28 protein-coding genes are annotated in these 25,280 nt (G+C 47.2%); 6 read left to right on the top strand and 22 right to left on the bottom strand.

Annotated features, from left to right (window positions below):
* Positions 1-21 precede the first annotated feature (21 nt).
* From solA to C3B52_RS10850, 11 genes are all read right to left on the bottom strand, one after another.
* Positions 22-1,164: an N-methyl-L-tryptophan oxidase gene (gene solA / locus C3B52_RS10900; RefSeq protein WP_103106104.1), complete on the bottom strand. Its 1,143-nt coding sequence runs from the start codon at positions 1,162-1,164 to the stop codon at positions 22-24.
* Positions 1,165-1,186: 22 nt separating this feature from the next.
* A complete protein-coding gene (locus tag C3B52_RS10895) occupies positions 1,187-2,353 on the bottom strand; it encodes an amidohydrolase (protein WP_103106195.1) in 1,167 nt (388 codons plus the stop codon).
* Positions 2,350-3,396, bottom strand: a complete 1,047-nt coding sequence (locus C3B52_RS10890; protein ID WP_103106103.1) for an LLM class flavin-dependent oxidoreductase — start codon at positions 3,394-3,396, stop codon at positions 2,350-2,352. Before C3B52_RS10890 ends, C3B52_RS10895 begins: the two co-directional genes overlap by 4 nt.
* A gap of 31 nt (positions 3,397-3,427) precedes the next feature.
* Positions 3,428-4,180 (bottom strand): amino acid ABC transporter ATP-binding protein, encoded by a 753-nt coding sequence (locus C3B52_RS10885; RefSeq protein WP_103106102.1) that lies wholly within the window; start codon positions 4,178-4,180, stop codon positions 3,428-3,430.
* Positions 4,177-4,887, bottom strand: a complete 711-nt coding sequence (locus tag C3B52_RS10880; protein WP_103106101.1) for an amino acid ABC transporter permease — start codon at positions 4,885-4,887, stop codon at positions 4,177-4,179. Before C3B52_RS10880 ends, C3B52_RS10885 begins: the two co-directional genes overlap by 4 nt.
* Positions 4,884-5,672: an amino acid ABC transporter permease gene (locus C3B52_RS10875; RefSeq protein WP_103106100.1), complete on the bottom strand. Its 789-nt coding sequence runs from the start codon at positions 5,670-5,672 to the stop codon at positions 4,884-4,886. Before C3B52_RS10875 ends, C3B52_RS10880 begins: the two co-directional genes overlap by 4 nt.
* 31 nt (positions 5,673-5,703) lie before the next feature.
* Complete coding sequence (locus C3B52_RS10870; RefSeq protein WP_103106099.1) at positions 5,704-6,534, bottom strand: transporter substrate-binding domain-containing protein; 831 nt, start codon at positions 6,532-6,534, stop codon at positions 5,704-5,706.
* Between the two features lie 221 nt (positions 6,535-6,755).
* Complete coding sequence (locus tag C3B52_RS10865; protein WP_103106098.1) at positions 6,756-7,307, bottom strand: GNAT family N-acetyltransferase; 552 nt, start codon at positions 7,305-7,307, stop codon at positions 6,756-6,758.
* Positions 7,308-7,504: 197 nt separating this feature from the next.
* Complete coding sequence (locus tag C3B52_RS10860; protein ID WP_103106097.1) at positions 7,505-8,404, bottom strand: hypothetical protein; 900 nt, start codon at positions 8,402-8,404, stop codon at positions 7,505-7,507.
* Positions 8,405-8,518: 114 nt separating this feature from the next.
* On the bottom strand, positions 8,519-9,154 hold the full coding sequence (locus tag C3B52_RS10855; protein WP_103106096.1) for a DUF1444 family protein: 636 nt from the start codon (positions 9,152-9,154) through the stop codon (positions 8,519-8,521).
* A gap of 20 nt (positions 9,155-9,174) precedes the next feature.
* Positions 9,175-10,296, bottom strand: coding sequence for a DUF3900 domain-containing protein (locus C3B52_RS10850; protein ID WP_103106095.1), 1,122 nt, complete (start codon positions 10,294-10,296; stop codon positions 9,175-9,177).
* A 111-nt stretch (positions 10,297-10,407) separates the two neighbouring features.
* Here C3B52_RS10850 and C3B52_RS10845 point away from each other — a divergent pair, with 111 nt between their 5' ends.
* Positions 10,408-11,265, top strand: coding sequence for a serine/threonine protein kinase (locus tag C3B52_RS10845; protein WP_103106094.1), 858 nt, complete (start codon positions 10,408-10,410; stop codon positions 11,263-11,265).
* A 47-nt stretch (positions 11,266-11,312) separates the two neighbouring features.
* On the opposite strand, the gene C3B52_RS36390 is transcribed toward C3B52_RS10845, so the two are convergent.
* From C3B52_RS36390 to C3B52_RS36385, 3 genes are all read right to left on the bottom strand, one after another.
* The gene (locus tag C3B52_RS36390; protein ID WP_164684745.1) at positions 11,313-11,468 is read right to left on the bottom strand and encodes a hypothetical protein; all 156 of its coding nucleotides are present in this window, start codon (positions 11,466-11,468) and stop codon (positions 11,313-11,315) included.
* A gap of 38 nt (positions 11,469-11,506) precedes the next feature.
* Positions 11,507-12,790, bottom strand: a complete 1,284-nt coding sequence (locus tag C3B52_RS10840; RefSeq protein WP_103106093.1) for a DEAD/DEAH box helicase — start codon at positions 12,788-12,790, stop codon at positions 11,507-11,509.
* A 159-nt stretch (positions 12,791-12,949) separates the two neighbouring features.
* Positions 12,950-13,093, bottom strand: a complete 144-nt coding sequence (locus C3B52_RS36385) for a hypothetical protein (RefSeq protein ID WP_162839533.1) — start codon at positions 13,091-13,093, stop codon at positions 12,950-12,952.
* A 133-nt stretch (positions 13,094-13,226) separates the two neighbouring features.
* On the opposite strand from C3B52_RS36385, the gene C3B52_RS10835 reads away from it, so the two are divergent.
* Entirely contained in the window at positions 13,227-14,282 is a 1,056-nt protein-coding gene (locus C3B52_RS10835) for a phosphodiester glycosidase family protein (RefSeq protein ID WP_103106092.1), read from the top strand.
* A 23-nt stretch (positions 14,283-14,305) separates the two neighbouring features.
* Entirely contained in the window at positions 14,306-14,827 is a 522-nt protein-coding gene (locus C3B52_RS10830; RefSeq protein WP_235615663.1) for a DUF6886 family protein, read from the top strand.
* Between the two features lie 58 nt (positions 14,828-14,885).
* Here C3B52_RS10830 and C3B52_RS10825 read toward each other — a convergent pair whose 3' ends face one another.
* Together C3B52_RS10825 and C3B52_RS10820 are read right to left on the bottom strand one after the other, a co-directional pair.
* Positions 14,886-16,457 (bottom strand): ABC-F family ATP-binding cassette domain-containing protein, encoded by a 1,572-nt coding sequence (locus C3B52_RS10825; RefSeq protein WP_103106091.1) that lies wholly within the window; start codon positions 16,455-16,457, stop codon positions 14,886-14,888.
* Positions 16,458-16,490: 33 nt separating this feature from the next.
* Entirely contained in the window at positions 16,491-17,348 is an 858-nt protein-coding gene (locus C3B52_RS10820; protein ID WP_103106090.1) for a HEPN domain-containing protein, read from the bottom strand.
* 213 nt (positions 17,349-17,561) lie between these two features.
* Here C3B52_RS10820 and C3B52_RS10815 point away from each other — a divergent pair, with 213 nt between their 5' ends.
* Complete coding sequence (locus C3B52_RS10815; RefSeq protein ID WP_103106089.1) at positions 17,562-17,711, top strand: small acid-soluble spore protein P; 150 nt, start codon at positions 17,562-17,564, stop codon at positions 17,709-17,711.
* A 137-nt stretch (positions 17,712-17,848) separates the two neighbouring features.
* Positions 17,849-18,574: a hypothetical protein gene (locus tag C3B52_RS10810; RefSeq protein WP_103106088.1), complete on the top strand. Its 726-nt coding sequence runs from the start codon at positions 17,849-17,851 to the stop codon at positions 18,572-18,574.
* Between the two features lie 65 nt (positions 18,575-18,639).
* Here the strand turns inward: C3B52_RS10810 and C3B52_RS10805 are convergent, their stop codons facing one another.
* The 5 genes from C3B52_RS10805 to pdhA all read right to left on the bottom strand — a co-directional run bounded on the left by C3B52_RS10805 (position 18,640) and on the right by pdhA (position 23,941).
* Positions 18,640-18,801, bottom strand: a complete 162-nt coding sequence (locus C3B52_RS10805) for an aspartyl-phosphate phosphatase Spo0E family protein (RefSeq protein ID WP_103106087.1) — start codon at positions 18,799-18,801, stop codon at positions 18,640-18,642.
* A 135-nt stretch (positions 18,802-18,936) separates the two neighbouring features.
* Positions 18,937-20,346: a dihydrolipoyl dehydrogenase gene (gene lpdA / locus C3B52_RS10800; protein ID WP_103106086.1), complete on the bottom strand. Its 1,410-nt coding sequence runs from the start codon at positions 20,344-20,346 to the stop codon at positions 18,937-18,939.
* A 6-nt stretch (positions 20,347-20,352) separates the two neighbouring features.
* The gene (locus tag C3B52_RS10795) at positions 20,353-21,762 is read right to left on the bottom strand and encodes a dihydrolipoamide acetyltransferase family protein (RefSeq protein ID WP_103106085.1); all 1,410 of its coding nucleotides are present in this window, start codon (positions 21,760-21,762) and stop codon (positions 20,353-20,355) included.
* A gap of 109 nt (positions 21,763-21,871) precedes the next feature.
* Positions 21,872-22,852 (bottom strand): alpha-ketoacid dehydrogenase subunit beta, encoded by a 981-nt coding sequence (locus C3B52_RS10790; protein WP_103106084.1) that lies wholly within the window; start codon positions 22,850-22,852, stop codon positions 21,872-21,874.
* A 3-nt stretch (positions 22,853-22,855) separates the two neighbouring features.
* A complete protein-coding gene (gene pdhA, locus C3B52_RS10785) occupies positions 22,856-23,941 on the bottom strand; it encodes a pyruvate dehydrogenase (acetyl-transferring) E1 component subunit alpha (RefSeq protein ID WP_103106083.1) in 1,086 nt (361 codons plus the stop codon).
* Between the two features lie 321 nt (positions 23,942-24,262).
* Here pdhA and C3B52_RS10780 point away from each other — a divergent pair, with 321 nt between their 5' ends.
* Positions 24,263-24,994, top strand: coding sequence for an alpha/beta hydrolase (locus C3B52_RS10780; protein ID WP_103106082.1), 732 nt, complete (start codon positions 24,263-24,265; stop codon positions 24,992-24,994).
* A 21-nt stretch (positions 24,995-25,015) separates the two neighbouring features.
* Here the strand turns inward: C3B52_RS10780 and C3B52_RS10775 are convergent, their stop codons facing one another.
* Positions 25,016-25,210, bottom strand: a complete 195-nt coding sequence (locus tag C3B52_RS10775; protein WP_103106081.1) for a hypothetical protein — start codon at positions 25,208-25,210, stop codon at positions 25,016-25,018.
* Between the last annotated feature and the right edge of the window lie 70 nt (positions 25,211-25,280).

The raw sequence follows: 25,280 nt of genomic DNA, 5'->3' as shown, positions 1-25,280 counted from the left end.
CTACCGCTAAGTTCGTTTGGTTTACGTGGTAATAGCATCAAAACGCGAAATCGAAAATGGCTCGAGCTCCACAGCAGGCTTACGATTTTCTATTAAATCAGCTAAAATCACACCAACTGCACTAGAAAATTTAAAACCATGCCCCGAAAAGCCACCTGCCACAAGTACATTCGTGTAATTCGGATGTCTGTCGATAATAAAATTCTCATCAGGAGTCAGCTCGTATTTGCAGGCGCCTCCATTCAAAAGGCCACCGGCTGCATGGGGCATGTATTCTTCGAGTGTATTTCGCAGGTCTATTTCATCCTCCGCAAGTGCACCAAATGGCTCAAGCTTTTCCCCTGGTCGCCACGTCTCTCCCCCATCATGTCTGCCGATTTTTAGCCCCGTGCCTTGAATACTTGGGAATCCGTAATAGCCGCCATGCTCGGTAGCAAGAGTAAAGCCCGGAAAAACAGCCTGATCAAACAATCGCGGCTCCGCACGAAACCAGCCTACCGTTTTGCGAACAGCCCTCACCGGCAAAGCTACAAACGGCTCCAGTGTGTGAAGCCATGCTCCTGCACTAATAATCACTTGACTGGCAAAATAGTGTCCGCTATGCGTTTTCACGCAAACGCCAGCGTCCTGAACAACAATCTCCTCGACTGGCGTATGCACTAAAATTTCGGCCCCTTCGGCGAGGGCTAGCGATCGGTAAGCCGCGATGCACTTTTCACTTAACAGGAACCCAGCATCAGGCTCATACATGCCTTCAAACGATTCAGGCAAGTGAAAGCCCGGCCATCGATTCGTGATTTCAGCTGCTTCTAACCGCTCGACTTTTACTCCCAGTCGGGTAGCATCCTTTATCCGGTCACGAAAGGACTGGCGCACGTTGTCTGCCAAATTAATGACGCCAGAGCGAACAAGTAGCTGTGTTTGTGACAACTCCTCCAGCTCCCGCCACAACTGATCGGCCTGTAGAGCGAGTGTAATATAGGTAGAACCACCGCTGTATGCATGGCGAATCAGGCGTGTATCCCCGTGATGGCTCCCCTGCTGGTGAGGTGGATCAAACGAGTCAATCAGAAGTGTGCATATGCCCCTTTTTGCGAGCTGATACCCTGCGCTTATGCCCATCGAACCCGCGCCAACTACAATAACATCATATATTCGGCTCATTTTTTCACGCTCAGCCCTCTCCTTACTCCTGTGATGCTGCAAACCGGTCTAGCTCTGAAGCTGCCAGCTCGGCAAAAAAGGAGGCACTCAGCGGCAACGCCCGCTCATCGACATCAAATGCCGGATGATGCCACTCTTTTGCACCAGAAGTCCCTAAAAAAGCAAAGAACCCAGGCACTTTCTTTTGATAAAAGGCAAAATCCTCTCCTGCTGGTGACGGCTTTGGTTCTATCACGGTAAGGCCAAGTCGCTTGGCTGTCTTCTCTGCCGCTACCGCCAAATCGCCATCGTTCGTAACAGGTGGCGGGCCTTGTATCCATCGCAAGGTTGCTTTTGTTCTGAAGGCAGCCGCAACGCCATTTACGATCTCTTCGAAGCGTTCTATGATCCTGCTCCGAACTTCTTCGTCAAAGGTCCGAAGTGTTCCATCCAGAACGGCTTTTCCGGGTATGACGTTCCATGAAGTCCCACTGTTTATTTTCGTCACACTAATGACAGCACTCTCCAAAGGGTTAATGTTACGACTAACGATTGATTGGAGTGCCGTAACCAGGTGAGCTGCGGTTACAATCGGATCTATACTCGCATCAGGTACCGCAGCGTGAGAAGCGACACCTTCCAGCTCAATGACAAAGCCATCTGCTGCTGCCATGAGAGCTCCTGCTTTGATCCCGATCGTACCTGTTGGCAGCTCGGGCTTGTTATGAAATCCGTAAATCGCTCGCACTCCCTCTAAGGCACCGGCTTGCAGCACCTTAATCGCTCCTACAGCTTTTTCCTCGGCAGGCTGGAAAACAAAACGGACGGTTCCTTTTAGCTCATGCTCCCGTTCTTTTAACAAAAACGCTGCACCAAGTATTGCAGCTGTATGAAAATCATGTCCGCAAGCATGCATTCTCCCAGGAATCTTGGATGCGTAGGGAAGCCCTGTCTGCTCATGAATCGGCAAAGCGTCGATGTCGGCTCGCAGGGCGATGATAGGACCCTCTGCATAATACGGTTCACCCACCTCGGCAATTAAGCCCGTTGGCAAGGCATAGTCCGATGAAACCCGAATACCCGCCTGCTCTAGCTGCTCTCGAATGAAAGCAGTTGTCTCGTACTCCTCGTTGGAGAGCTCTGGATATTGGTGCAGGTGCCTGCGAATGTCCACTAATCGCTGTTCGATGTTTGGGAAATTTACGATCACCCCGTGATGGTTTGCTCCCACTCCACTTCTCTCCCTTCCAGCTCGGTGAAAGCTTCCTTCAGTAAAACGTAGGAACGCTTTCTCTGTTCAAAGTTTTGTATATTGGTCGAAACGACGATCAGCTCGTCGACTGCAAATTTTTCCTGCAACTCCCGCAGTTTGGCTCTCACTGACTCTTTTGTGCCTCGCGTTATTTGGGCTTGCTGCGTTTCGATTGTATATTCCTCGTTCGATTGCCGAGCAAATTCATCGGCTTGCTCTTTTGTTCCCACTGTCAGCGTCTTGCCGCTCGCTAGCTTGATTTTTACAAGCTCATAGCCTTCTGCCAGCGATTCTGCCTCTTCATCCGAGTCTGCGACAATGACAGATAACGCCAAAATCGGCTGAGGCTCACGTCCATTTTTCGTTTTAAATTTGCGCGAATATGCGGTAAATGCCTCCCGGGCAACCTGTTCATCGCTATTAATGAACAAGGCGAACACATATGGTAAACCAGACTCGGCTGCGATTTCTGCACTGGAAACACTCGTCCCTAGAACATAAATGTCAGCAGGTGTATCCACAACAGGTGCCGCTACGATCCCTGCATGCGGATGTTCTTCACCTACTTGATTGTGTACGAACTGCTCTAGCTCCACTAGCTTTTCAGATAACGTTGCTGGCTCCGTAATTCCTTGCTGAAGCGCACGCGTAGAGCGCGGCAAACCGCCTGGGGCACGACCAATACCAAGATCGACACGGCCCGGCGCAAGTGCGGCTAGCACATTAAAATTTTCCGCGACTTTATAAGGGCTGTAATGCTGGAGCATCACTCCACCGGAGCCGATCCGGATTTGATTCGTATGGGCAAGCAAATAGGAAATTAATACTTCTGGAGAGCTGCCTGCTACTCGATCCGAATCATGGTGTTCGGAAACCCAAAAACGATGATAGCCTAGGCGTTCTGCCAATTGTGCCAGCTCGATTGTATGGTGAAATGCCTGGGTTGGCGTCTCTCCTGCAAAAATAGGGGTTTGGTCCAAAATGCTCAGCTTGATTCCCATCTCGTTCACGCTCCTCACTTTAGTAGGCAAGTTAAATCGTATAGCTCCACTCTGGTGTAATCCGCTTCAAGAACTGTTTGGTACGCTCTTCCTTTGGCGAGCTGAATATTTCCAGTGGGGTACCTTCTTCGACGATGACCCCACCGTCCATAAACACAACGTGATTGGCTACGTCACGCGCAAAACCCATTTCATGAGTCACGACGATCATCGTGATTCCTTCCTTGGCGATCTTACGGATGACTTCCAAAACCTCGCCGACCAGCTCAGGATCTAGTGCCGACGTCGGTTCGTCGAATAGAATTACCTCTGGCTCCAAAGCAAGTGCTCTTGCAATCCCGACTCGCTGCTGCTGACCGCCAGATAATTCACTGGGATACGCATCGAGCTTGCTGCCAAGCCCCACCTTCTCAAGCACGCTTACACTCCTTTCTCGTGCTTCTTCCTTTGGTCGCTTTTGCACGATCACTAGGCCTTCCATCACGTTTTCCAATGCGGTTTTATGCTTAAACAAGTTATATTGCTGAAATACCATCGCGCTCTTTCGCCGTAGCTGTAGAATGTCTTGCTTTCCAGCACGCTTGCAATCAACAATGCTGTCGCCAATGACAATCTGACCGTCGCTTGGTCTCTCCAAGTAGTTGATGCATCGCAGCAAAGTTGTCTTGCCAGAGCCACTCGGACCGAGGATGACTACCACCTCGCCTTTGTTGACATGCAAATCAATCCCTTTTAAGACTTGATTGCGTCCAAAGCTTTTTGTAATTCCGGTTAATTTGATCATGCGACACCTCCTCTGTTATACAGATTGATCCGCTTCTCGATGAGTCCTGTTATTCGCTCAATCGCGATCGTTAACCCCCAGAAAATGATAGCTGCAGCGATATAAGCTTCGAAAAATTTCCAATTGGTTGTGGCCACGATTTGTGCTTTCGCGTTGATATCGACAACGGAAACGGTAAAAGCAAGTGTTGAGCCGTGCAGCATGCCTATCACAGAATTTGACAAATTCGGTAAGCTGGTCGCAAATGCTTGTGGAAACACAATCCGTCTCAATGCCTGCCAAGTAGTCATCCCAATCGCATAGGCTGCTTCCGTCTGTCCTCGGTTGACTGCTAAAAGCCCCGAGCGCACAACCTCGGACATGTATGCCCCCGCCGTAATGGAGAACGAAATGAAAGCGAACCAGATTAAAGGAATAGAAGCAGCACGAAAGCTCAAACCGACAAACGAAGCAAGACCATCAACGAGTAGAGGGAGACCAAAATAGATAAGAAACAAATGGGTTAGCATGGGCGTACCCCGGATAAACGTCACATAGGAAACGGCAATGGGGTAAAGGAAGGGAACTCGATAGATGCGTATCGAAGCAATCACGATCCCAATCACAAAGCCTACACTTACAGAAACAGCCGTTATCACCAGTGTCGTTGGGAGCGCTGATAGTAAAAGTGGAAATACGTCTAGCAAAAAGGATACATCCAGCTTCATACCCCACTCCCCCCTTTTCCGAGCTTCAGCCTGGTCACGAATCCTTTATAGGATGAAAGTAAGCTATTGCTAGCTCTCTCCTCTGCCTTTTGAACAACACTCCGTTCATGGGAGAGTAGACGACGTTCCATTTTGTTAAACATTTTTTCAAGACCGATACTGATCAACAGATATATTCCAGCTAGGGCGATATACGTCTCAATAAAATGCTGTGTAGCTGTTACAAGCGTTTGCGCCTTCCCTGTCAATTCGATGACCCCCAGCGAAAAGGCGAGCGATGTATCCTTGAGATTGGCGATAACAATATTGGCTAGGACAGGAATAGAAACAGCCAGCGCCTGAGGTAAAACAATGCGAGAAAAAGCCTGGTAACCGTTCATGCCGACAGCATAAGCCGCTTCCACCTGCCCCCGGTCAACCGCGGTAACTGCTGCCCGTATCGCTTCGGAGATGAATGCCCCGCTGTGCAGTGCGTACGTGAAGATGACAAACATCAATACTGGTGCCCTCGATACATCCAGGGAGAGCAGCTTCAATACTTCAGGCAATCCATAATAAATGAGGAAAAGCTGGATTAATACCGGTGTTCCTCGAAAGAATGACACGAAAACTTGTGAACAATGACGCAGCACGGGTATGTTGTACAGCCTCGGTAGGGCTATGAGAAACCCGACGATAACTCCTAGCAGGATGGAAGCTACGACAATGAACATAGTAGTGCCAAGCGCGGATAGAAGCTTGATAAAGAGCGTAAATACATAGGTGATCTCGAATTCCTTGCCCATTTACGTGATCTCACCTCTCGTTAAACTCTGTTTATTGCGTATAGTCACCGCCAAGCCAATGGTTGCTCAGCTTGGTTAAGGTTCCATCGTCCTTGAGCTGTTTAATGACTTCATCGATCTTGTCTGACAACACTTGCGCCTCCTGCTCGTCTTTGCGAAACATGAACAGAACGTTAGAGGATACCAGCGGCTCACCAACTGTCTTTAGCTTTCCTTGTGGATCAATAAGCGGAAGAGAAAAGTCTGAGCCAAGTGTCGCGTCCGCACGCCCTTGGGTCAGTTGGTTAACAGCATCGTTGGCACTGCCATTGGAGTAAACAATATTGATGGCATTGTTATTTTCTTTGTTGTAGTTTTCTAAAATTTGCGCTGCAGCAGACGTTGCGGTGGTATAAGCCCTCTTACCTTTTAAATCGTCGAGTGATTGGATCGTTTCGTTTTCCTTTGGTACGACTACCCTTGTCTTCCAAATGACATACGGCTCTTTGTTAAACAAATACTTTTGCTCACGCTCCGGATTTTTCTCCATCTCATGTGCGATAAAATCAATTTTCTTCGTCTCCAGGCTGAGCAGTAAATTGGCAAATTCCATCGTCTGAAATTCAAACTCATAGTCCGGGAGACGCTGGTCAATTTCTCTTACCAGCTCGACGTCATAGCCAGTCAGTTTTCCGTTCTCGTCGATAAAGCAAACATTCGGAAACTTGGTGCCGGTTCCAACAATGATTTTCTTCACTCCCACAGCTCCAGCTTCTGGCGGCTTAGATGTACTCGTCTGATTGGCACTCTCTGTCGATCCGCAGCCAACAGCAAAAATGGCTACAGCGAGTAAAAGCGATGAAATAGCACCAGTTTTTTTCATACAATCGAACACTCCTAATTTTATCTAATTATTTACATCTTTTTAGTCGGCTTTATTTCATCATGGCACACTACAACCTACCCTATTGTTTAGGGGATTAAAAAAAGACCTTCAATTTCCCTCAATCATTCCTTCCCTCGATTAAGAAACTTGAACGTCTCCGGTGATCCGGTCGACTGCTATAGACTTATTCCATATATGTTTGGCGTAAAACAAAGCTACTACCTACTCGTATTTGCTGATTCCAGCAGGTTGGTCGTTTGCAGGTTTATTCGATAGCCCTTCACTAGTGTGGTGCCGTTCATCATATCTTTGTCCACTGCCCTTTCGAAGCCGAGATGCTCGTAAAGCTTTACGGCGGCTGCCATCATATCGGATGTGTGCAAGTGAAGGTATTCAGCACCCATCTGCTGCGCACGGCGTACGCACTCTTTGATCAGCGCAGTCGCTATTCCCTTACCCCTTGCATGGGGTGAAACTGACAGCAACCGGATGATCGGACCCTTGATCCCTAGTTGTGGACGATCATAAGCTTTTTCGGAGGTAATGAACAAGAGCACACTCCCAACAATTTCTTGATTCCATTCAGCCACGATACGAGCTGCTGGCTCTTCACCATATACAGAATCAAGGATTGAATCCCGGTAGGCTTCCCACCTGTCCTTGGGCAGCACCTCGGCATATTGCACGTAGGCTCCTAAGGAAACCGCTTGAATCGCTTCGCGGTCCGAATCAACTGCATCCCGAATTCGTAAAGCCTCTGTTTGAGCCACGGTACTTTCACCTCCATCATGATCATAACCAAAACTCATTATTCTGAGTGATTAACCCGGAATTGTACCTAACTGTATCATCGACTACCTTCATCGTCAATAAAGAAAAGCACAAAGATTTTCTATCCACCAATAGAGAAATTCTATTAAACATTGCGCCCAAATGAAAAAAGCCCAAAACCCCTGAAATTATAGGGTCATTGGGCTTTGCCTACGATTTTATCTACCCATTCATAGCATCGCTGCAGCTGCTCCTCACTCACCATCTCTGAACGGTGCTCAAACATGATCTTGATGCGTGGATTCTCCTGAAGCATCCATGTCAAGTAAGCTTCGATCGGTGCCCAGCCATCCTCCACGGAACATTCGGGTAATACTGGATAATGATTGTATTCGACCTTGTCGGTATACTTCATGTTCCAGAGATGGACGCTATTTGCATAAGCAGCAAATTTCTTAATGACTTTCTCTGCTTGAAAAAAAGGATCAATCTTTTCTTGGAAAAAAAGACGTCCTGTATCCAAGCAAAGCCTGATTCGTGGATATTTCTTAAGTAATCCTTCCAAAAAATCCGTGTCGTATATGTACGAATTCAAGGCATCAAATTCGAGAACCGGAGTAAAGCCGTATTCCTTGCCTTTTTCTGAAAGCCAGGCAAACAAGTGCTCACTTTTTTCGGTAAACTCGGCAAAGGAATAGCGGCTCTCAAATACATGTTCGGCCGCATCGCAAAATCGCCATTTTTCCCAATTGACGCGATCATCGACAATAACAGGCTTCGGGTAATGAAATAAAATGTAGGCAGGCTTGATTGCTGCTAAATAGTCCAATTCCCTCTGAATGTAGTCATAAGCGTCTTGTCTAACGAGCTCATCCTGAGCTAAAAAGAGTGCGTCTCGCAGCTTGGAACCACCTGCACGCATAGGAAAGTGAACTCCGATCTGAAAGCTGTTGAGACGAGATTCGTTTTTTAATTTCAAAATATCTGACTCTTTCTCGAACAAACATGCTTCTATCCCGTAAAATGAGTGTCGATAGTCCCGTTCATACTTTTGGACATCGAAAGAACCATATTGTCCGATCATAAAATTGCGCATGTTTTCGCTCCTCACGCTTCCGGTAATAAAAATGACTTATCCCATAAACTGGATCTTATCAAAAAAGACTGCCTATAGCAATTGGCAGTCTTCGTGCTTCCAAAATAGATCGATTCAAGCAGTCGGCGGCTTTTTCTGTACAGCCGTTTCTGTACCGTGAGACACAACGATAAACGGCGTCAGCTCCCCATCCTCCCAATAAAAGGGCAGGACACAGATTGGTACTTGTCCTTTGGAGGCGAAGTCATAGGTCAATCGCGCCAACAGATTTGCTCCGGAATCACCGACCATATCGGCAATCACCAACACGTCTTGATGCGGAATGGCCACACCGAGTGCATCACCTTGCTTCTTCTCGTCAAATTTGCGAATGACGGAATCAAGCAAAATCCGACTTGCGGCATAACCATCTGATGGACTAATAAAATGAATGTGATTGCCTGCTACCTCTTGCGTCTTCACCGAAAAAGGCAGCTTTTGCAGATTGTCCATGGCGCACTGATGCAGCTTTTCTTCTGTCCAGGCAGCAGACGTAAGATGAATGTGTTCAAGCAGGATATATCCTTCGCCCAAATCCAATGCGTATAAAATAACCGTATCAGCTGTATGTGGTCTAGTTACCCAACGATCCGGATTTTTTTTCACCAATGAGGCATGGCGCAGCACTGGAAAAACCTGCTGCTCTCCTCCAACGAGGGATACTTCTTGTCGACTCGGTTTGCTAGCTTGCTTCGTTTCTTTTTCACTCACCCTTGATTACACCTCCTGCTTTACTCCCACGGCGGCCGATCCTCATCATCTCCTTGAGCTGTAGCCATCACTGGTTGTTGTACCGTATGACTTCGTGCTTCAATCTCTTTCACGATATCTGCCAGCGCTTTTGGTTTCACGAATTCGACAGGAGACACTCCTCGCTCGAATTGGAGCTGCTCACCTTCCAGCAAAATGAGATAGCGTCCGTTTACTTTGGCAATGTGAAGGCTTGTCCCATAATCAGCCAGCATCGTCCGTATTTGCATATGATCCAGCTTGAATTTAAGCTCTACCTCTGGTTGACGGTCTGTAATGATATGCATTGCTTCCATGACCGTTTCATGCTCCCATTTTTCCGCCAATTCGCGTTTTGGGCTCGCTGCGATCAGTTCGATTGCTTCCTCTTCCCTTTGTCTTTCCTCGGTTTCTTCTGGATAGTTGTATTCAATGTGCTGCCTAGCAAGCGAAATGACTTCTTCCGAAACAATCTGTGTCACCGTTTGTGGGTAATCGATAAAACGTAAAAACTCTTCAAAATACTTCGCGTGGGAAAACTGATGAATTTTTACATGATACGGGTCATTCATTCCAGACTCAATCATATACGGGTACATAAGGGACTTCATATTTTTCGCATTGATAGCCATCTGCACATTGGAGATCAGACTTTTCTCATCTGTAATGACAGCCGTTTTTTGTTCGAAATCACATTTTAAAATAAACACATACCGTTCATCTAAAAGCTCCAGTCTCGTGCGAACGACAATCATCACGCCACCCCGTACCTGTGACGTACGCAAATACGATTGGATCAGCTCCTGACAAGGCTCCTTGCTCTCTCCTGCCGTCTCAGCGGTCAGAAGGCGATTCAACAAAGCATAGTTTGGATTCGAGTCTAACGGGTGACCGGGCTCCAAAACAAATTGCCCCAATTTCGTTGGCGTTCCTTCCGTTTTGGGGTTCATTTCGACCTTGCGCTTGGCGATCCGGGCGAACTCCCCATCCAGAAAATCACGGAGCTCACTTCTTTGATATTCATCATGGCTTAAATTTCGAGTCATGCGTACTTTTTTGATCCCATCCTCTTCCTCAGGCTGCTCAATCAAGTAAAAGGATAGCCAGTCAATCGTAAAGTTCATTTTCACTTCCGCTCCTGTCTACATGTAACGAACTGATTATAGCAAATTCAAATAAAAACGGTCAGTCATTTTTATGTTTCATGGTAAGATGAATACAGGAGGGAAGCGGATATGTGGACTCAATTGATAACGTGGTGGGACGATACCATCCGCGATAGACCCTATCGTCCTGGATCACAGATTGGCGATTATGAGATTGTGAATGTTCTTGGAATTGGGAGTTACGGGATTGCCTACCTCGCCACCCACGTCCCTACAGGAAATCATGTTGTGCTAAAACAAGTAAAACCGAGCCTGCGCGGGACTGCAAAAGGAGAAGCCATGCAGGCGTATGAGCAGCAGGTCTTATCCACACTCTCCCATCCACAGGTTCCCAAGTGGCTTGATTCTTTCCGCTATAAAAAAGACTCCTTTTTGGTGATGACCTATTTTGAGGGACCCACCCTGGAAGAATTGCTTTTTGATCATCATATCGTTGTAGATGAGCGAATCTGTATGAGATTGATGCGGCAAATTGGTGAATTGGTCGCTTATCTCCACACTTATGGACTCATTCACCGGGATGTTCGGATTCCAAATGTCATATGGCAAAACAATACACCGTACCTGATTGATTTTGGGCTCGCTCGATTCGTTGGAGATAAACCGACCTATGCCACTGATGACCTGGACGCCTACCCGCTAGAAAAGCAGCTAAAACGGGAAGTTGCTCCTTCCAGCGATCTGTACGCATTGGGACACTTCTTTTTATTCATGCTCTATTCCGGATATACGGCAAATGAGAACGAGCCTGAACGCAGCTGGGAGGAAGAGCTCTCGCTATCACCAGCCCTCCATCAGATGATACGCCGCTTGCTACAGCTGGATCAACCATATGAAAACGTACACGAGTGGCTGCTCGAGCTGGATGCATTGTTATACATGTACGACAACCCGAATCATGAAGAAAGAGCAGAGCATGCGCAATGAGACCTCATTACGTTAGCACTGCTCTTTTTTTCATGTGGGATATCCCGTTACTCGGCGATTGGTTCTTGCTTCGCCTCTTCGATCTTTTCCTTCAGCTCGCCTGCTTCCCTGCGAAGCACCTGCCGTTCATGCTTGGATAAAACCTCACCACCGACCGTGCCATTCACCAGTAAATCCTCTTCATACAAGCGATCTTTGCGCATGGAAACCTCCCGCAGACAAGAGTAATGTGCCTCTTGTCCTACTTTGTTCCAAAGCCGCCTTTCTTATGTACACGTTTTGATGGGGAAGCAGACTTCGCTTTCGGAGCGGAAGAAGACTTCGGTGCAGCAGACTTCGCAGAAGCTGCTTTTGGGGCTTGTGACTTTCCAGCCTTCCCCGGATTTCTTACGGGCTTAGGATCCTCTAAAGCTCCATGAGACATAAACTTTTCAGCTATCACCAAGCCCGTTTGCTTGGCGAACTTTTGAATGATAAATCGTTCCTGTGGGTTAATGATGGAGAAAACAAGTCCAGCACGTCCCATTCTGCCCGTGCGTCCGCTGCGATGTACATACGTATCCGCATCCGAAGCCGGGTCATAATGCACAATACACTCCACACCCGGAATATCAATACCGCGCGCCGAAACATCCGTCGTAATCAACACAGGAAAAACACCTTCACGGAACTGTTGCAGGGTACGTGCTCGCTCTTCCTTAGTTGCGTCACGATGCAGCAGTCTGCACGGCAAATGGTGATAGTTGAGCTTGGAAACGATCTCGTCCACTTTTTCGATTTGATTGACAAATACGATGGAAGAGCGCACATTCACCAGTCGTAACAGACGACGTAGCGTATCGACCTTTTTGCGAGGATCTGTTACCAGATACATATGGGCGACGCCCGCAGCTCCTTCTGGTGCAGCAGAGCGGATAACCGCTGCTTCCTTTGTAAAAACACCGGCTGCTTTTATGACGTCCTCTGGAATAGTCGCAGAGAAAAGCAAGCGCTGTGTATCTCGCAATGTTTTTTTCATGACCTCTTGAACTGGCTTGCCGAAACCCGCATCCAGCATCCGGTCCGCTTCATCCACGACGACTGTTTTAACCTCGTGCACTTTTAATTTGCGTTGTTCAATCAACTCCAGCAGTCTTCCAGGAGTCGCTACGACTAGCACCGGCTTCTTTTTCAGTCTCTCCACCTGCCGCTTCACGTCAGCTCCCCCAATGAGCGGGACTACAGCGGTATCGTAAGCCGGCAGCAGGCTTTCTGCTTCTCTGGCAATCTGAACGACCAATTCGTGCGTAGGAGCCAGTACAATTGCTTGTACATCCTTCTTTTCCATATCGATTTTAGTTAGTAACGGCAGCAAATAGGCAAACGTCTTACCTGTTCCTGTCGGAGATTCAACCAATGCGTCCCTGCCTTCGAGAATCAAGGGAATGGCATCCGCTTGAACAGGCGTTGGGTTGTCCATTTTTCGTTCACGCAAAACATCGAGTAGCGATGCGCTAATGTGTAATTCAGCAAACGTGGTGCTCACAAGAACCCTCCTGGCTTGAAAATCGTGCATCTGGTAAGCTTACCATATTTTCTGTATAGAAAACAGAGGGAGCACGCCTGCCAGTCGATAACCGTTATCACTGGTATAAAACGGTAACGAAAAAGGCGAACTCCCACTGCGGGACTTCGCCTGATGTTTTTACCCGTTATTCGAATCCATACGTGTCTCTTGTTTTTCGCCCTGGTCTTGGCGATCCCGGCTCGTTGTTTGATTTCGAGTTCCTTTTGGGCTTTCCATGTACTCCTCTACCTCTTTTTGAAACGCAGCATCATACTCACGCATTCTGCTCACCTCCTGCCACTATTTTTACCTCGGTACTCATTTATTATTTTCCTGAAACTTTTTACCCAGTTCTTCGTCCTTTCATATAGGATAATTACAATTTTTCATTTCGTAGATGGATGTGAATGTTTTTATGCAAACCTTGTCACGTACACAATCTCAGAAACGGTCAAAAAGAAAGCGCCCGATGCGTTGGCTGAAACGGCTCATGCTTGCTTCTGCCCTCTCATTCACAACCATCACGCTTGTGGGAATCATCTTTTTTTTCGGTACAAAAACAGGAGAAGAATTACGAGAATGGGCAGCTGGAACCTTGCTCACGACCCAACACGACTATTGGGCTCCTTATACTTTCTTGCCAGAGGAAAAATTGAATGCCCTCAAGGAGCAAATCCGTAATCCGGAAGTGATCAACTCCGAGACACCGACAGAGACCAAAGAGCCAGAAAGCAAGCCTAACACTGTAACGGTACCTGAAAAGCCAAAGGAGCTTGTAGAAATCGAAGAAATCAATGTCTCCAAGGGAAGCTATTATTTTAAAGGGAAGATCATGAATATTAGCGATCCCAAACGGGTCCAGCTATTGCTCACCAACCGAAAGGATCGCGGCGATCTGCTAGATGAGTTCGTCAAGAAATCGAATGCGATCGGTATTGTAAATGCCAGTGGCTTTGCTGATCCAGATGGCTATGGAAGAGGAGCCAAGGCGTACGGCGTTGTCATTCATGACGGAAAAATTTTGCAAGGCTACAACCCAAAAAGTGGAGAGACGGCTCTGGGTATTACGTACGAAGGTAAACTGATTACGGGTAGCTACACTGCTGAACAACTGGTTAAAATGGGAGTTCGCGATGCGATGAGCTTTCGCCCGCAGCTGATTGTTAACGGCAAAAATTTGTTTGTAGATAAACCTGCCAAGAGCTGGGGAATTCAGCCGCGCACAGCCATTGGTCAAAAAGCAGATGGCACGATCGTATTTGTCGTGATAGACGGACGGCAGCCAAGTCATTCTATCGGGGCAAGCATGAACGATTTAGCTGAGCTTCTGGAAGAGCGTGGAGTCGTTACAGCCATGGCTATGGACGGAGGGTCCAGCTCCATGATGCTGCACAATGGTGAAGCGATTACGAAAACCTCTTGTCCTTACTATCGCGGGCGCTATTTGCCAAACGCGTGGGCGGTCATATAATCAATACAATATTTTGACGGGATGTGTTTACGATAGAAGTATTATTCCACTATAGTGAAGATCCAACCATTACACGGTTTGTACCACGCGCTCATCCGTCTCATCCAGGACTTTCTCCCGCGGTCTGGGCGATTGATAAACAGCAAGCACCTATGTATTTTTTGCCGAGAGATTGTCCGCGAATTATTTTTTACAAAAAGCCAGAATCTACGGAAGAAGACATCAACCGTTTTTTGGGCCTAGGTACTGCCAGAATGGTCATTACCATTGAGAACCGCTGGTATACACGGGTACGAGATGCAATCCTGTATCAGTACTCCTTTCCCCCAGACTCGTTTTACTGTTTGGATCACGGAGCTGGGTACTACCTCTCGCATGATCCAGTCGAGCCTATCGCTGTACAGCCGGTTGGCGATTTGCTTGCCAGGCTCAGTCAGGAGGATATTGAATTGCGCATGACGCCGTCGCTATCCCTTCTGCGTGATGCTCTTCTTCCGAGCAGTCTACACGTTTCCATGATCCGCATGCGCAATGCCATCCTGTAGCGCAAAACGAAAAAACAGGCAGTTCCACTAAATCGTGGGGTGCCTGTTTTTCGTTGTCTTACAATTTAATTGGGGTCTTCGCTTGCTCCAGACTCCATTTTTCTACGTCCCATGTTTGTGTTACCCAATCCTCATAGAACTCCGGTTCGTGGCATACTAACAGGACAGTCCCTTTAAATTCCTTCAGTGCACGCTTCAGCTCTTCCTTGGCGACCACATCCAAGTGGTTCGTCGGCTCGTCAAAAACAAGCCAGTTGCTTTCTCGTTGCAGCAGCTTACAAAGGCGTACTTTTGCCTGCTCGCCCCCGGAGAGTGCGTTCATGTTGCGGTTAATATGCTCATTCTTTAAACCACAGCGAGCCAATGCTCCACGAACCTCATGGTTATTCATCGCAGGAAACTCGTTCCATACTTCGTCCAAGGCCGTGATTGGCTTTGCCTTTACTTCCTGTTCGAAGTAAGCAGGATGCAGGAAATCTCCACGGTCCAGCTTTCCGCCTAGCGGTGGGATAACGCCGAGCAAGGTTTTGAGCAAGGTCGATTTTCCTACCCCGTTCATTCCGACAATCGCTACTTTTTCGCCGCGCTCCAGCTTAACACTCAGCTTTGGCAGCAAAGCATGGGAATAGCCGATCTCCAAATCATCTGCTTCGACGACAAAACGACTGCTTGCCCGTGATTCCTTAAAAATAAAGGTCGGCTTTGCTGCTGTTTCTGGCTTGTCGATACGCTCGATTTTCTCCAATTGCTTTTGACGGCTCTTCGCTCGTCCTGTGGTTGAGGCACGCGCCTTGTTTCGGGCAATAAAATCTTCCATACGTGCAATCTCTTCCTGCTGCTTTTCAAATGCGTCAAAATGCTGACTACGCTTGGTTTCCGACTGCGCGAGGAATGATTCATAGTTCCCTGTATAGCGGTTTAGTTTTGTAAATTCAAGATGATAAATAACGTTTACGACCTCATTCATAAAGGACGTGTCATGAGAAATCAGCATGAAGGAGTAAGGATAATCCTTCAGGTAATTTTTCAGCCAAACGATATGCTCTTCGTCCAGGTAGTTTGTCGGCTCATCCAGCAAAAGAACAGTCGGTTGCTCTAAGAGAAGCTTGGCAAGTAAAACTTTGGTGCGCTGACCACCGGACAGGGATGCAACGTCGCGCTCCAAGCCAATTGCACTCAGACCTAGTGCGTTTGCAATCTCATCCACCTTGGCATCAATCAGGTAAAAGCCGCTTGTCTCCAGCTTGTCCTGAATCTCCCCCATGCGCTCCAACAGCTCTTCTAGCTCCTCTGGGGATGCTTCAGCCATTTTTTCACCAATGACCATCAGCTCTTGCTCCTGCTCCAAAAGCGGCAGAAAAGCGTCCTTGAGTACGTCACGAATGGTCTTGCCTGCTTGCAGCTTTGTATGCTGATCGAGGTAGCCATACTGAATCTTTGGCATCCACTCGACGCGTCCATTATCTGCCATGTTTTGTCCGGTCAGAATCCCCATCATTGTGGATTTTCCTGTACCATTTGCTCCGACAAGACCTACGCGATCACCTGGCTGCAAGCGGAATGATACATCTTTAAACAAAATACGGTCCCCAAATCCATGGGACAAATTTTCCACAATCAAAACACTCATGTTCTTCCTCCTGATCTGTTTCCTCTACGGGGGTTACAAAATAATTCTTTCAAAAAATGCTGGAGAAAAATGATCACTGTAATTCTCCCCAGTCATAATTAACTGGTCCAGTCGTACACGCAAATCCGGAAGGCTGATTCCCTCCATGGCAGCGTTTAAAATAGTGGCACGAGCCATTAGTCGAAGGATATTCACTTCATCCGCAAGTGAATCCCCAAACACTTTACCACTATGCACAATCTCCGAGCGATGATTGTACGATTTTTTAATAAACTGTGCAATTTTTTCTCGCTGATCGAAGGTCTCCCCGAAATAATATGCCATCCGAACCCGCAGTTTGTATGTGATTTCCCCTTTTTTCCCGTCCGGAACAAAGAGTGACTCTAGGCCGATCCATAGATCGAGCAATTGATCCTCATAGCTTTTCTTCTCCAACGAGAGGGAGTAGCGGCGAAAAGCCAGTCCCGGAAGCTTGCGCTCAATCAGGGAAAGAAATACATTTTGGGCAGAATCATCAAACATATATTTGGTGCCATCCAGGGAACGCTTTAAATACGTAATTCCAAACTGATTGCCATTGGCAGTGATGACATAAGGAATGGAACAAGTACCCTTAAAGGTGGATATATTAAGCTTGTTCTCAATCTCCTCAATCCAAACTCGATCATCGGTCACCCTCATATCAGGATGATCAGCTATAAGAAACAAGCTCGTCTGATCTACACGCTTATCAAACAATCGCTTGTTTTCATCCATCTCGTGGCGCAAAAATTTAGATGCAATTTCATAAGGCTTTTGAACACCAGAAACCAAATGATAGGAGTTAGGAAGTTCAATCTGAACTGGATGAGGAGTAGTAGAATTGAACACAGGTGCAATCAACAGTGGCATAGTATCGCTCCTTTCAGATGGATCTTCCACTAGAGCTCTTTTTTGTTTACATAATAAAAGTTATGTTATATAAACAGTATCGTGCCATTTGCGTCTTTTGACAACACATCAATTCCTTCTAATCGCGGACATGCTTCCCTATAGAATACCAGCAATTCCTATGATTCGTCATCATCCGTTTGCAACAAACTACAACAGAAGGAGCTGATCACGATGGAAAGAGATCAAATTCGGGATGTAAACCCTCATCAAATCTACAATAATGAAGCACAATCTCTTGAACAAACAGGCGAGCCTCAGCCTGGCTCTAAAAAAGTGAAACAAAAAAATCACTCTCGCGCAATTAAAACAAGAGAAGGTTAACGAATCAAAAATTGGATTACCCGACTTTTAAATGGAGTCGGGTTTTTGTATTTCCTTTTTTTTACAACAAAAGATTGAATTGTCCCACAAGGATGAACTATGATAAATTTAGTATTCTTGATGGAGGTTAAGTGATAATGATCAGCATTCCACTCCCAAGCAACAGCCCTCTTTCCCAAACGATTAGCTACAGTGTTTCTCCTTTATTTGAGTTGGCAGCCAGCCTACATACACTCGCACAGCCAGCTCCCCCTGCGCGCTTCGTCGATTGGACACAGGAAATCCGTGTTCAGTTCAAAGAAGCGAGGCTCAATAGCGATTGGGAATACTTTCTTCCCATTTTCCGCTTTGGAATTCCTGATTCCTTTGATCCCGTCTTTACAAAAGGGGTTATGTCTGTAGACGATCAGTACGAATATTTCGTTACTCTTCCAACGGATGAATTCATACGCAGCTTGCAGCCTTTATTACATGAGTGGAATCAGCATCATGATATTCCCAACGTGGTTTTTGATATAGAGGAGGACGCTGATTATGTGAAGGGGCGGTTCAGTCTATTTATTTCTTCGTATTGGCAACTATTTTTTGAGGCAAACTGGGAGGCGATTGCCCCCTCTTTTGTTCGTGAAGCAGAACAAATTCACATGATGCTAGAAGATCTATCCGCATGCTTACCATTTTTAAATAAGATCTCACCCGAAATCACCTATGACACAGAAGCTCAACGTCTCCTCTGTCCGACCAAGGGGGCAAGCGTTGAGGTCCAGCAGCTTGTTCTCTATCCAAGCCATTACTTTGCTCATGAGCCCCTCCTAACCAAAAGAGGAAAAAGCGCACATCTGCTGTACTGTTTTTCTACATAAAGGACCGACGAATATCACGTCGTCTTAACCATTCTTATATATCGAAAGCTCCAATATAAAACGCCCTATGAAGGGCGTTTTTCATGCATCATATGTGCAACGATTAACTTATCCAATTGTTGACTGATTCGAACAATTTCTGGGTCAAGAAAATTGTAACCAGCATCTTTAGCTGCTCGCTCTAGCTTTTGGCGCAAGTCATCAATCATCTTACTCGTATTTTCCATGCTGCCAGGCCCCCACCCAACTTTTGTCTCCCACTATTTTACATTATATAAGAACAGGTGGAAAGGGTAAGATGTGGAAGAAAAAAACCTTGCACCGTCAAAGGTACAAGGTTTTTTCCGAGCGATTGCAAGCCTTTACTTCATTACATGGATCGGACGACCCAATGCAAGCTCAGCTGCCTCCATCGTTACCTCACCCAAAGTAGGATGCGCATGAATGGTCAGCTCGATGTCTTCAAGAGTTGCACCCATTTCGATCGCCAAACCAATTTCTGCAATGATATTGGATGCTTCAGGACCAACGATTTGTGCGCCCAATACGAGATTCGTTTCTTTTTCCGCGATCAGCTTCACATAGCCTTCGCCAGCATTGACGGACAGTGCGCGGCCATTTGCAGCAAATGGGAAGCGACCTACTACATAGTCAATGCCTTTTTCTTTTGCTTCTTTTTCGTTGATACCTACGCTCGCAATTTCCGGATCGCAGAAGACAACCGCCGGAATTGCTTTATAGTCAACTTCTGCCGGGTGACCAGCAATTGCTTCCGCTGCTACCTTACCTTCGTAGGAAGCTTTGTGAGCAAGTGCTGGACCTGCTACGATATCACCAATCGCATACACGTTCGGGATATTCGTACGGCCTTGTTTATCAACGACAATCAGACCGCGATCAGTCAGGTTCATGCCGATATCGCGCACGCCGAGCTCATCGGTATTAGGACGGCGACCAACAGTTACGAGTACATATTCAGCCTCGATTTGCTGCTGCTCTCCTTTTACCTCCGCTTTTACGATTACGCCATTTTCGGTTTCTTCCATTCCTTGAGCAAGTGCCTTCGTATTGATGGTAACGCCCAGCTTTTTCAGCTTGCGCTCAACCAGACGTGGCATATCAGGCTCAAAGCCAGGCAGGATTTGATCGGAGCCTTCCAAAATCGTTACCTTGGTTCCAAACTTGGCGAACACTGTACCCAGCTCGATCCCAATATAGCCGCCACCGATTACTACGAGGCTTTTTGGCAGCTCAGTCAAAGACAGAGCTTCTGTCGAGGACAGTACGCGCTTGCCAAATGGGAACGCAGGCAATTCAATTGGACGGGAACCTGTCGCGATGATGCAATGCTCAAAACGGTAGCGGTTAACGTCGTAGCCGTGGAATACACGAACTTCGTTTTCGCTAACGAACAGTGCTTCACCAGGGATGACTTGGATTTTGTGCCCTTTGAACAGAGAGCCTACGCCACCGGTCAATTGCTTCACGATGCCGCTTTTCCACTCTTGTACTTTGGCAAAATCCACTTTTACATTTTCCATTGTGATACCCATGGACTCTGTATGCTGTGTGTGCTCGTATGTGTGAGCAGCGTGGATCATTGCTTTGGATGGGATGCAGCCTACGTTCAAGCATACGCCGCCGATATCCGCTTTTTCTACAACAGCAACGGTTTTTCCCATTTGGGCGGCACGAATAGCAGCTACATAGCCACCAGGACCTGCACCGATTACGAGAACATCTACTTCTGTAGTAAATTCACCTACTACCATAGCTGATTACCCCTCCATGACGAGCAGCGTTGGGTTTTCCAAAAGCTGCTTCACGTAGTTGACGAAACGCTGTGCTGGTTCGCCATCAACCAAACGGTGGTCAAAGCTCAAAGAGAGATGCAGCATTTGGCCAACCACAATTTCTCCATTTTTCACAACTGGTTTCTCGCTGATACGACCCACACCCAGAATAGCTACCTCTGGATAGTTAATGATTGGAGTGAAGAACATACCGCCAGCAGAACCGATGTTTGTAATGCTGAAGGTAGAGCCTTTCAGCTCGTCCGCGCTAGCTTTGCGGTCGCGTGCTTTCTTCGCCAGCTCGCTGATTTCACCAGCGATTTGGAAGATCGACTTGCTGTCAGCTGCTTTTACTACTGGTACAAGCAAGCCTTCATCTGTCGAAGCTGCGATACCGATGTTGTAGTACTTTTTATAGATGATTTCTTGTTTTTCATCATCGATGGAAGCGTTCAGCTCAGGGAACTTCTTCAGACCTGCCACAACTGCTTTTACGATCATTGGCAAGTAAGTCAGCTTCACTCCGCGCTCTTCAGCCAGAGGTTTAGCTTCTTTACGCATAGCCACAAGAGCAGTTACATCCACTTCATCAAAGATAGTTACATGTGGAGCTGTGTAAGCGGATTTCACCATTGCTTTAGCGATTGCTTTGCGAATGCCTTTGAGTGGAACTCGTTCTTCGAGTTCGCCCGCTTGTGTAGTGTAGTGAACGGTTGGTGCTGCTGCCGCTTGCGCTACACCAGTTGTTGCAGATGCTTCCGCTACTACCGGAGCCGCTGCTTCTGCTGGTGCTCCTGCAGCCGCTGCAGGTGCCGACACTGCTACTGCGCCACCGGATACAAAACGATCTACGTCTTCACGTGTGATGCGACCCAACTTGCCAGTACCTGGTACAGATGCCAGCTGAACGCCTTTTTCACGTGCATATTTACGAACAGAAGGCGTAGCGAGTACATGCTTGCGGTCAATCGGTGCCGCTACAGCTGTTGCAGTCGCTTGTGCCATTGGCGTTTCCAAGGCTTGGTTCGCGTTTGCACTCACTTGGGAGCCAATATCGCAGCCTGGTTCCATCTTGTCAGCTACTGCAGGTGCAGGAGCCGCTTCTGTCGCGTGGGAATCGCCATGTCCATGATCTGGCAGGTTAGGAATTTCGCCTTCCACATCAAAGTCGATCAAAGGATCGCCTACTACGGAAACAGTTCCTTCGGTAACTTTCAGTTCGAGAACCTTCCCTTTTACTGGCGATGGAACTTCTACTACCGCTTTGTCATTTTGTACTTCCATAATGACTTGGTCTTCTTCTACGGAATCCCCTGGCGCTACGTGCCATTTGACGATTTCGCCTTCATGGATACCCTCACCGAGCTCCGGGAGTCTGAATGTAAAACGACTCACAGTATCTCCTCCTTATACACACTTCGCCGTATTTTCAACCTGATTTTTCCTAATTGCCCAAAAGAAGGCGGAAAGCTCTCAACTTTTCCGCCATTATGTCCAATTCTGATTAGAAATCCAGCACCTGAGTCAAACCATCGATTACGCGCTTCACGTCTGGCAGCCAAACATCCTCTGCTTGTGCAAACGGATATACGGTGTCTGGCGCTGTGATACGCAGTACTGGCGCTTCCAGGTGAAGAATCGCACGCTCGTTGATTTGAGCAATGATTTCTGCAGCGACACCAGATGTTCTTTGCGCTTCTTGAACCACAATTGCGCGGTTTGTTTTCTTCACAGATGCAACGATCGTGTCGATATCGAGTGGGCTGATGGTGCGCAGGTCGATAACTTCTACCTTTGCTCCACGAGCTTTCTCGATTTCTTCTGCAGCTTTCAGGCTGGTATGAACCATGGCACCATAGGTGATGATGGTAGCATCTGTACCCTCTTTCACTACGTTTGCTTTACCCAGCTCGATGGTGTACTCGCCCTCTGGAACCTCTTGACGGAAAGAGCGGTACAGCTTCATATGCTCCAGGAAAACAACTGGATCATTATCGCGGATCGCAGCAATCAGAAGTCCTTTTGCATCATATGGGTTGGAAGGAATAACAACTTTCAGACCTGGTGTTTGCATCATCAAGCCTTCCAGGGAGTCAGCATGCAGCTCAGGCGTTTTCACACCGCCACCGAATGGAGAGCGGAAAGTAACAGGGCTGCTGAACCGGCCGCCGGAACGGTAACGCATGCGAGTAGCTTGGGATGCAATCGCATCGAACGTTTCGAATACGAATCCAAAGAACTGAATTTCTGCTACCGGACGGAAGCCATTTACGGAAAGACCTACTGCCAACCCGCCGATTCCAGACTCAGCGAGTGGTGTGTCAAATACGCGTTGCTCGCCAAACTCAGATTGCAGACCTTCTGTTGCACGGAATACACCGCCGTTTTTTCCTACGTCTTCACCGAAGACAAGTACGGTTTCATCGCGTTTGAGTTCAACGCGCATTGCATCCGTAATGGCTTGAACCATTGTCATTTGTGCCATGGCTTATTTCGACTCCTTCGCCAGGAATTCTGCCTTTTGCTCTTCGAGTGCAGGCGGCAGTGTCTCAAACATTACATCAATCAGCTCAGATACTTTCATTTTCGGCGTTTCATCCGCTTTTTTGATCGCGTCTGCTACAGCTGCTTTTGCTTCTTCAATAACTGCTTCTTCGTCTTTTTCGTTCCAAAGTCCTTTGGATTCGAGGAACTTGCGGAAGCGGATCAACGGATCGCGCAGTTCCCACTCGCTTTGCTCTTCACCTGTACGGTAACGGGTTGGATCGTCACCAGCCATTGTATGAGGACCATAACGGTAAGTAAGTGCTTCGATCAGGGTTGCGCCTTCACCGTTCACACCGCGTTCTTTTGCTTTTTGAACAGCGTAGTAAACAGCCATAATATCCATACCATCAATGCGCTCGCTAGCAATACCTGCTGCAGTTGCTTTGATCGCGATGTTTTCGGAAGCAGTTTGCTTTTCGAAAGGCAAGGAAATCGCATAACCGTTGTTTTGAGAGAAGAAGATAACCGGGAGCTTGTAAACTCCTGCGAAGTTCATACCCTCGTAGAAATCACCTTGGGAGGTCGCACCGTCACCAAAGTAGTTGATCGCAACGCGCTTTTCACCACGCAGCTTGTAACCCATTGCAACACCAGTTGCTTGTGTACATTGTGCTGCAATGATGATTTGTGGCATCAGAACATTAACACCTTCAGGGATTTTTCCACCCTCGATGTGGCCACGGGAGTACAAGAATGCTTTATGCATTGGGAATCCATGCCATACCATTTGTGGAATATCACGGTAGCTAGGCAGGATGAAATCTTCTTTGGACAAAGCTGCTTCAGAACCGATCATGCTTGCTTCTTGACCAGCTACTGGCGCGTAGAAGCCCAAACGACCTTGGCGGTTCAAGCTGATCGCACGTTGGTCCCAAACACGGGTAAATACCATTTTACGCATCAAATCGCGCAATTCATCATCGGAGAGCTTAGGCATCAAGTCAGGACGAACAACAGTTCCATCCGGTGCAAGAATTTGCAGCGGGGTGTTGTTCTCTGTTTGTTCAACAGCAGTGGTTACGCTCATCACATTCACCTCGTCACTGGAATAAGGGGCTTCCTTAGCCGCCTTTGCTAATCGTCCAACTGAGCAGGTGCTCGGGTGAACAGCATTCGCGAAAGGTGTCGGAAGGAACCCGGTTAGAAGAAGAAAATTTATATCGTGCAAGAAAGGGCTTACAGCGCCGCTTGCACCACCCTGTTATACTGCAGACATACGTCTGTTCAATGTGTTATAGTATTGATATTACAGGGTTTATTTCCTCTCTGTTATCATTTACTATATAAGCTGTATCAGTTTTTTTCAAGGGTTAGTTTTGTTTTTTAATAAATCAGGAGGCGGGAACCGATGTCTGATTATGTAAAAAGGACAATCATGAAAGAAGAAGTACCGAGTATTCATCTGGACACTCCCCGCTCCGTCAAAGTATACCTGCCACCTGGTTATAACGAGCTCCTCTCCTATCCTGTTGTCTACTGTCAGGACGGAAATGACTTCTTCACCATGGGCCGCATTGCGACCATTGCAAACCAACTCATTTTGGAAGAAGGAATGGAACCATTTATCATTGTGGGGGTATCTGTTGACAGAAGCAAACGTACGAGTGAATACTCTCCTGCCGGCTCAAGAAATGCGGCATACAAACGCTTTTTCACGCAAGAGCTCATCCCTTTTATAGAGGAGCGCTATCCTGTCCGGCGCGATCCAGCTTCACGCGTTCTCGCTGGAGATTCTCTTGGCGGTACAGTTGCTCTCCATCTTGCTTTGGACAACCCCGAGTTATTTACCAACGTACTGGCATTATCAGGAGCCTTTTTTCAAACCACTCTGGATGAAATCGAGCGACACTCCACATTGGACTGGCTGCATCTGTGGATGGTTGTCGGACTCGATGAAACAGCTGTGGAAACTCACATGGGCACCTTTGATTTCGTTCACTGGAATCGAACAGCAAAAGAAGCCTTGCACACAAAGCAGGTTGTTTTGTCGTACTCCGAAAAACCGGGCAATCACGTCTGGGGACTGTGGCAAAAGGAATTACCCGATGCGCTGCGACACTTTTTCCCTACTTACCTATAAGGGAAGATACAGTAACTTGCGCTAATACAAGCCGTTGATTTCTTTTATGTCTTCGTACCCATAGTAACGGCCATCCACCATGTAAATACCTTGGTGGGTGGCTTTGTCAATTTCACCTGCTACTTGCTGTGTATCATTCAATACGATATTGACGATTCTGCTCTCATCTCGCTTCATTTGGCTCTGAATTCGCTCGCGATCTTTTGCTGATATCATCTAATCCCTCTTTTCCCCTCGGTTGGATAGCTATAGTATCTCTTTGAAGGCTCGCATTTACACACGCTAC

It is taken from the genome of Brevibacillus reuszeri (genome assembly GCF_002897295.1).
In the GTDB taxonomy this organism is placed as follows: Bacteria; Bacillota; Bacilli; order Brevibacillales; family Brevibacillaceae; genus Brevibacillus; species Brevibacillus reuszeri_A.
The sequence above is the reverse complement of the archived record's forward strand: the minus strand, read 5'-3'. Positions and strand labels throughout refer to the sequence as shown.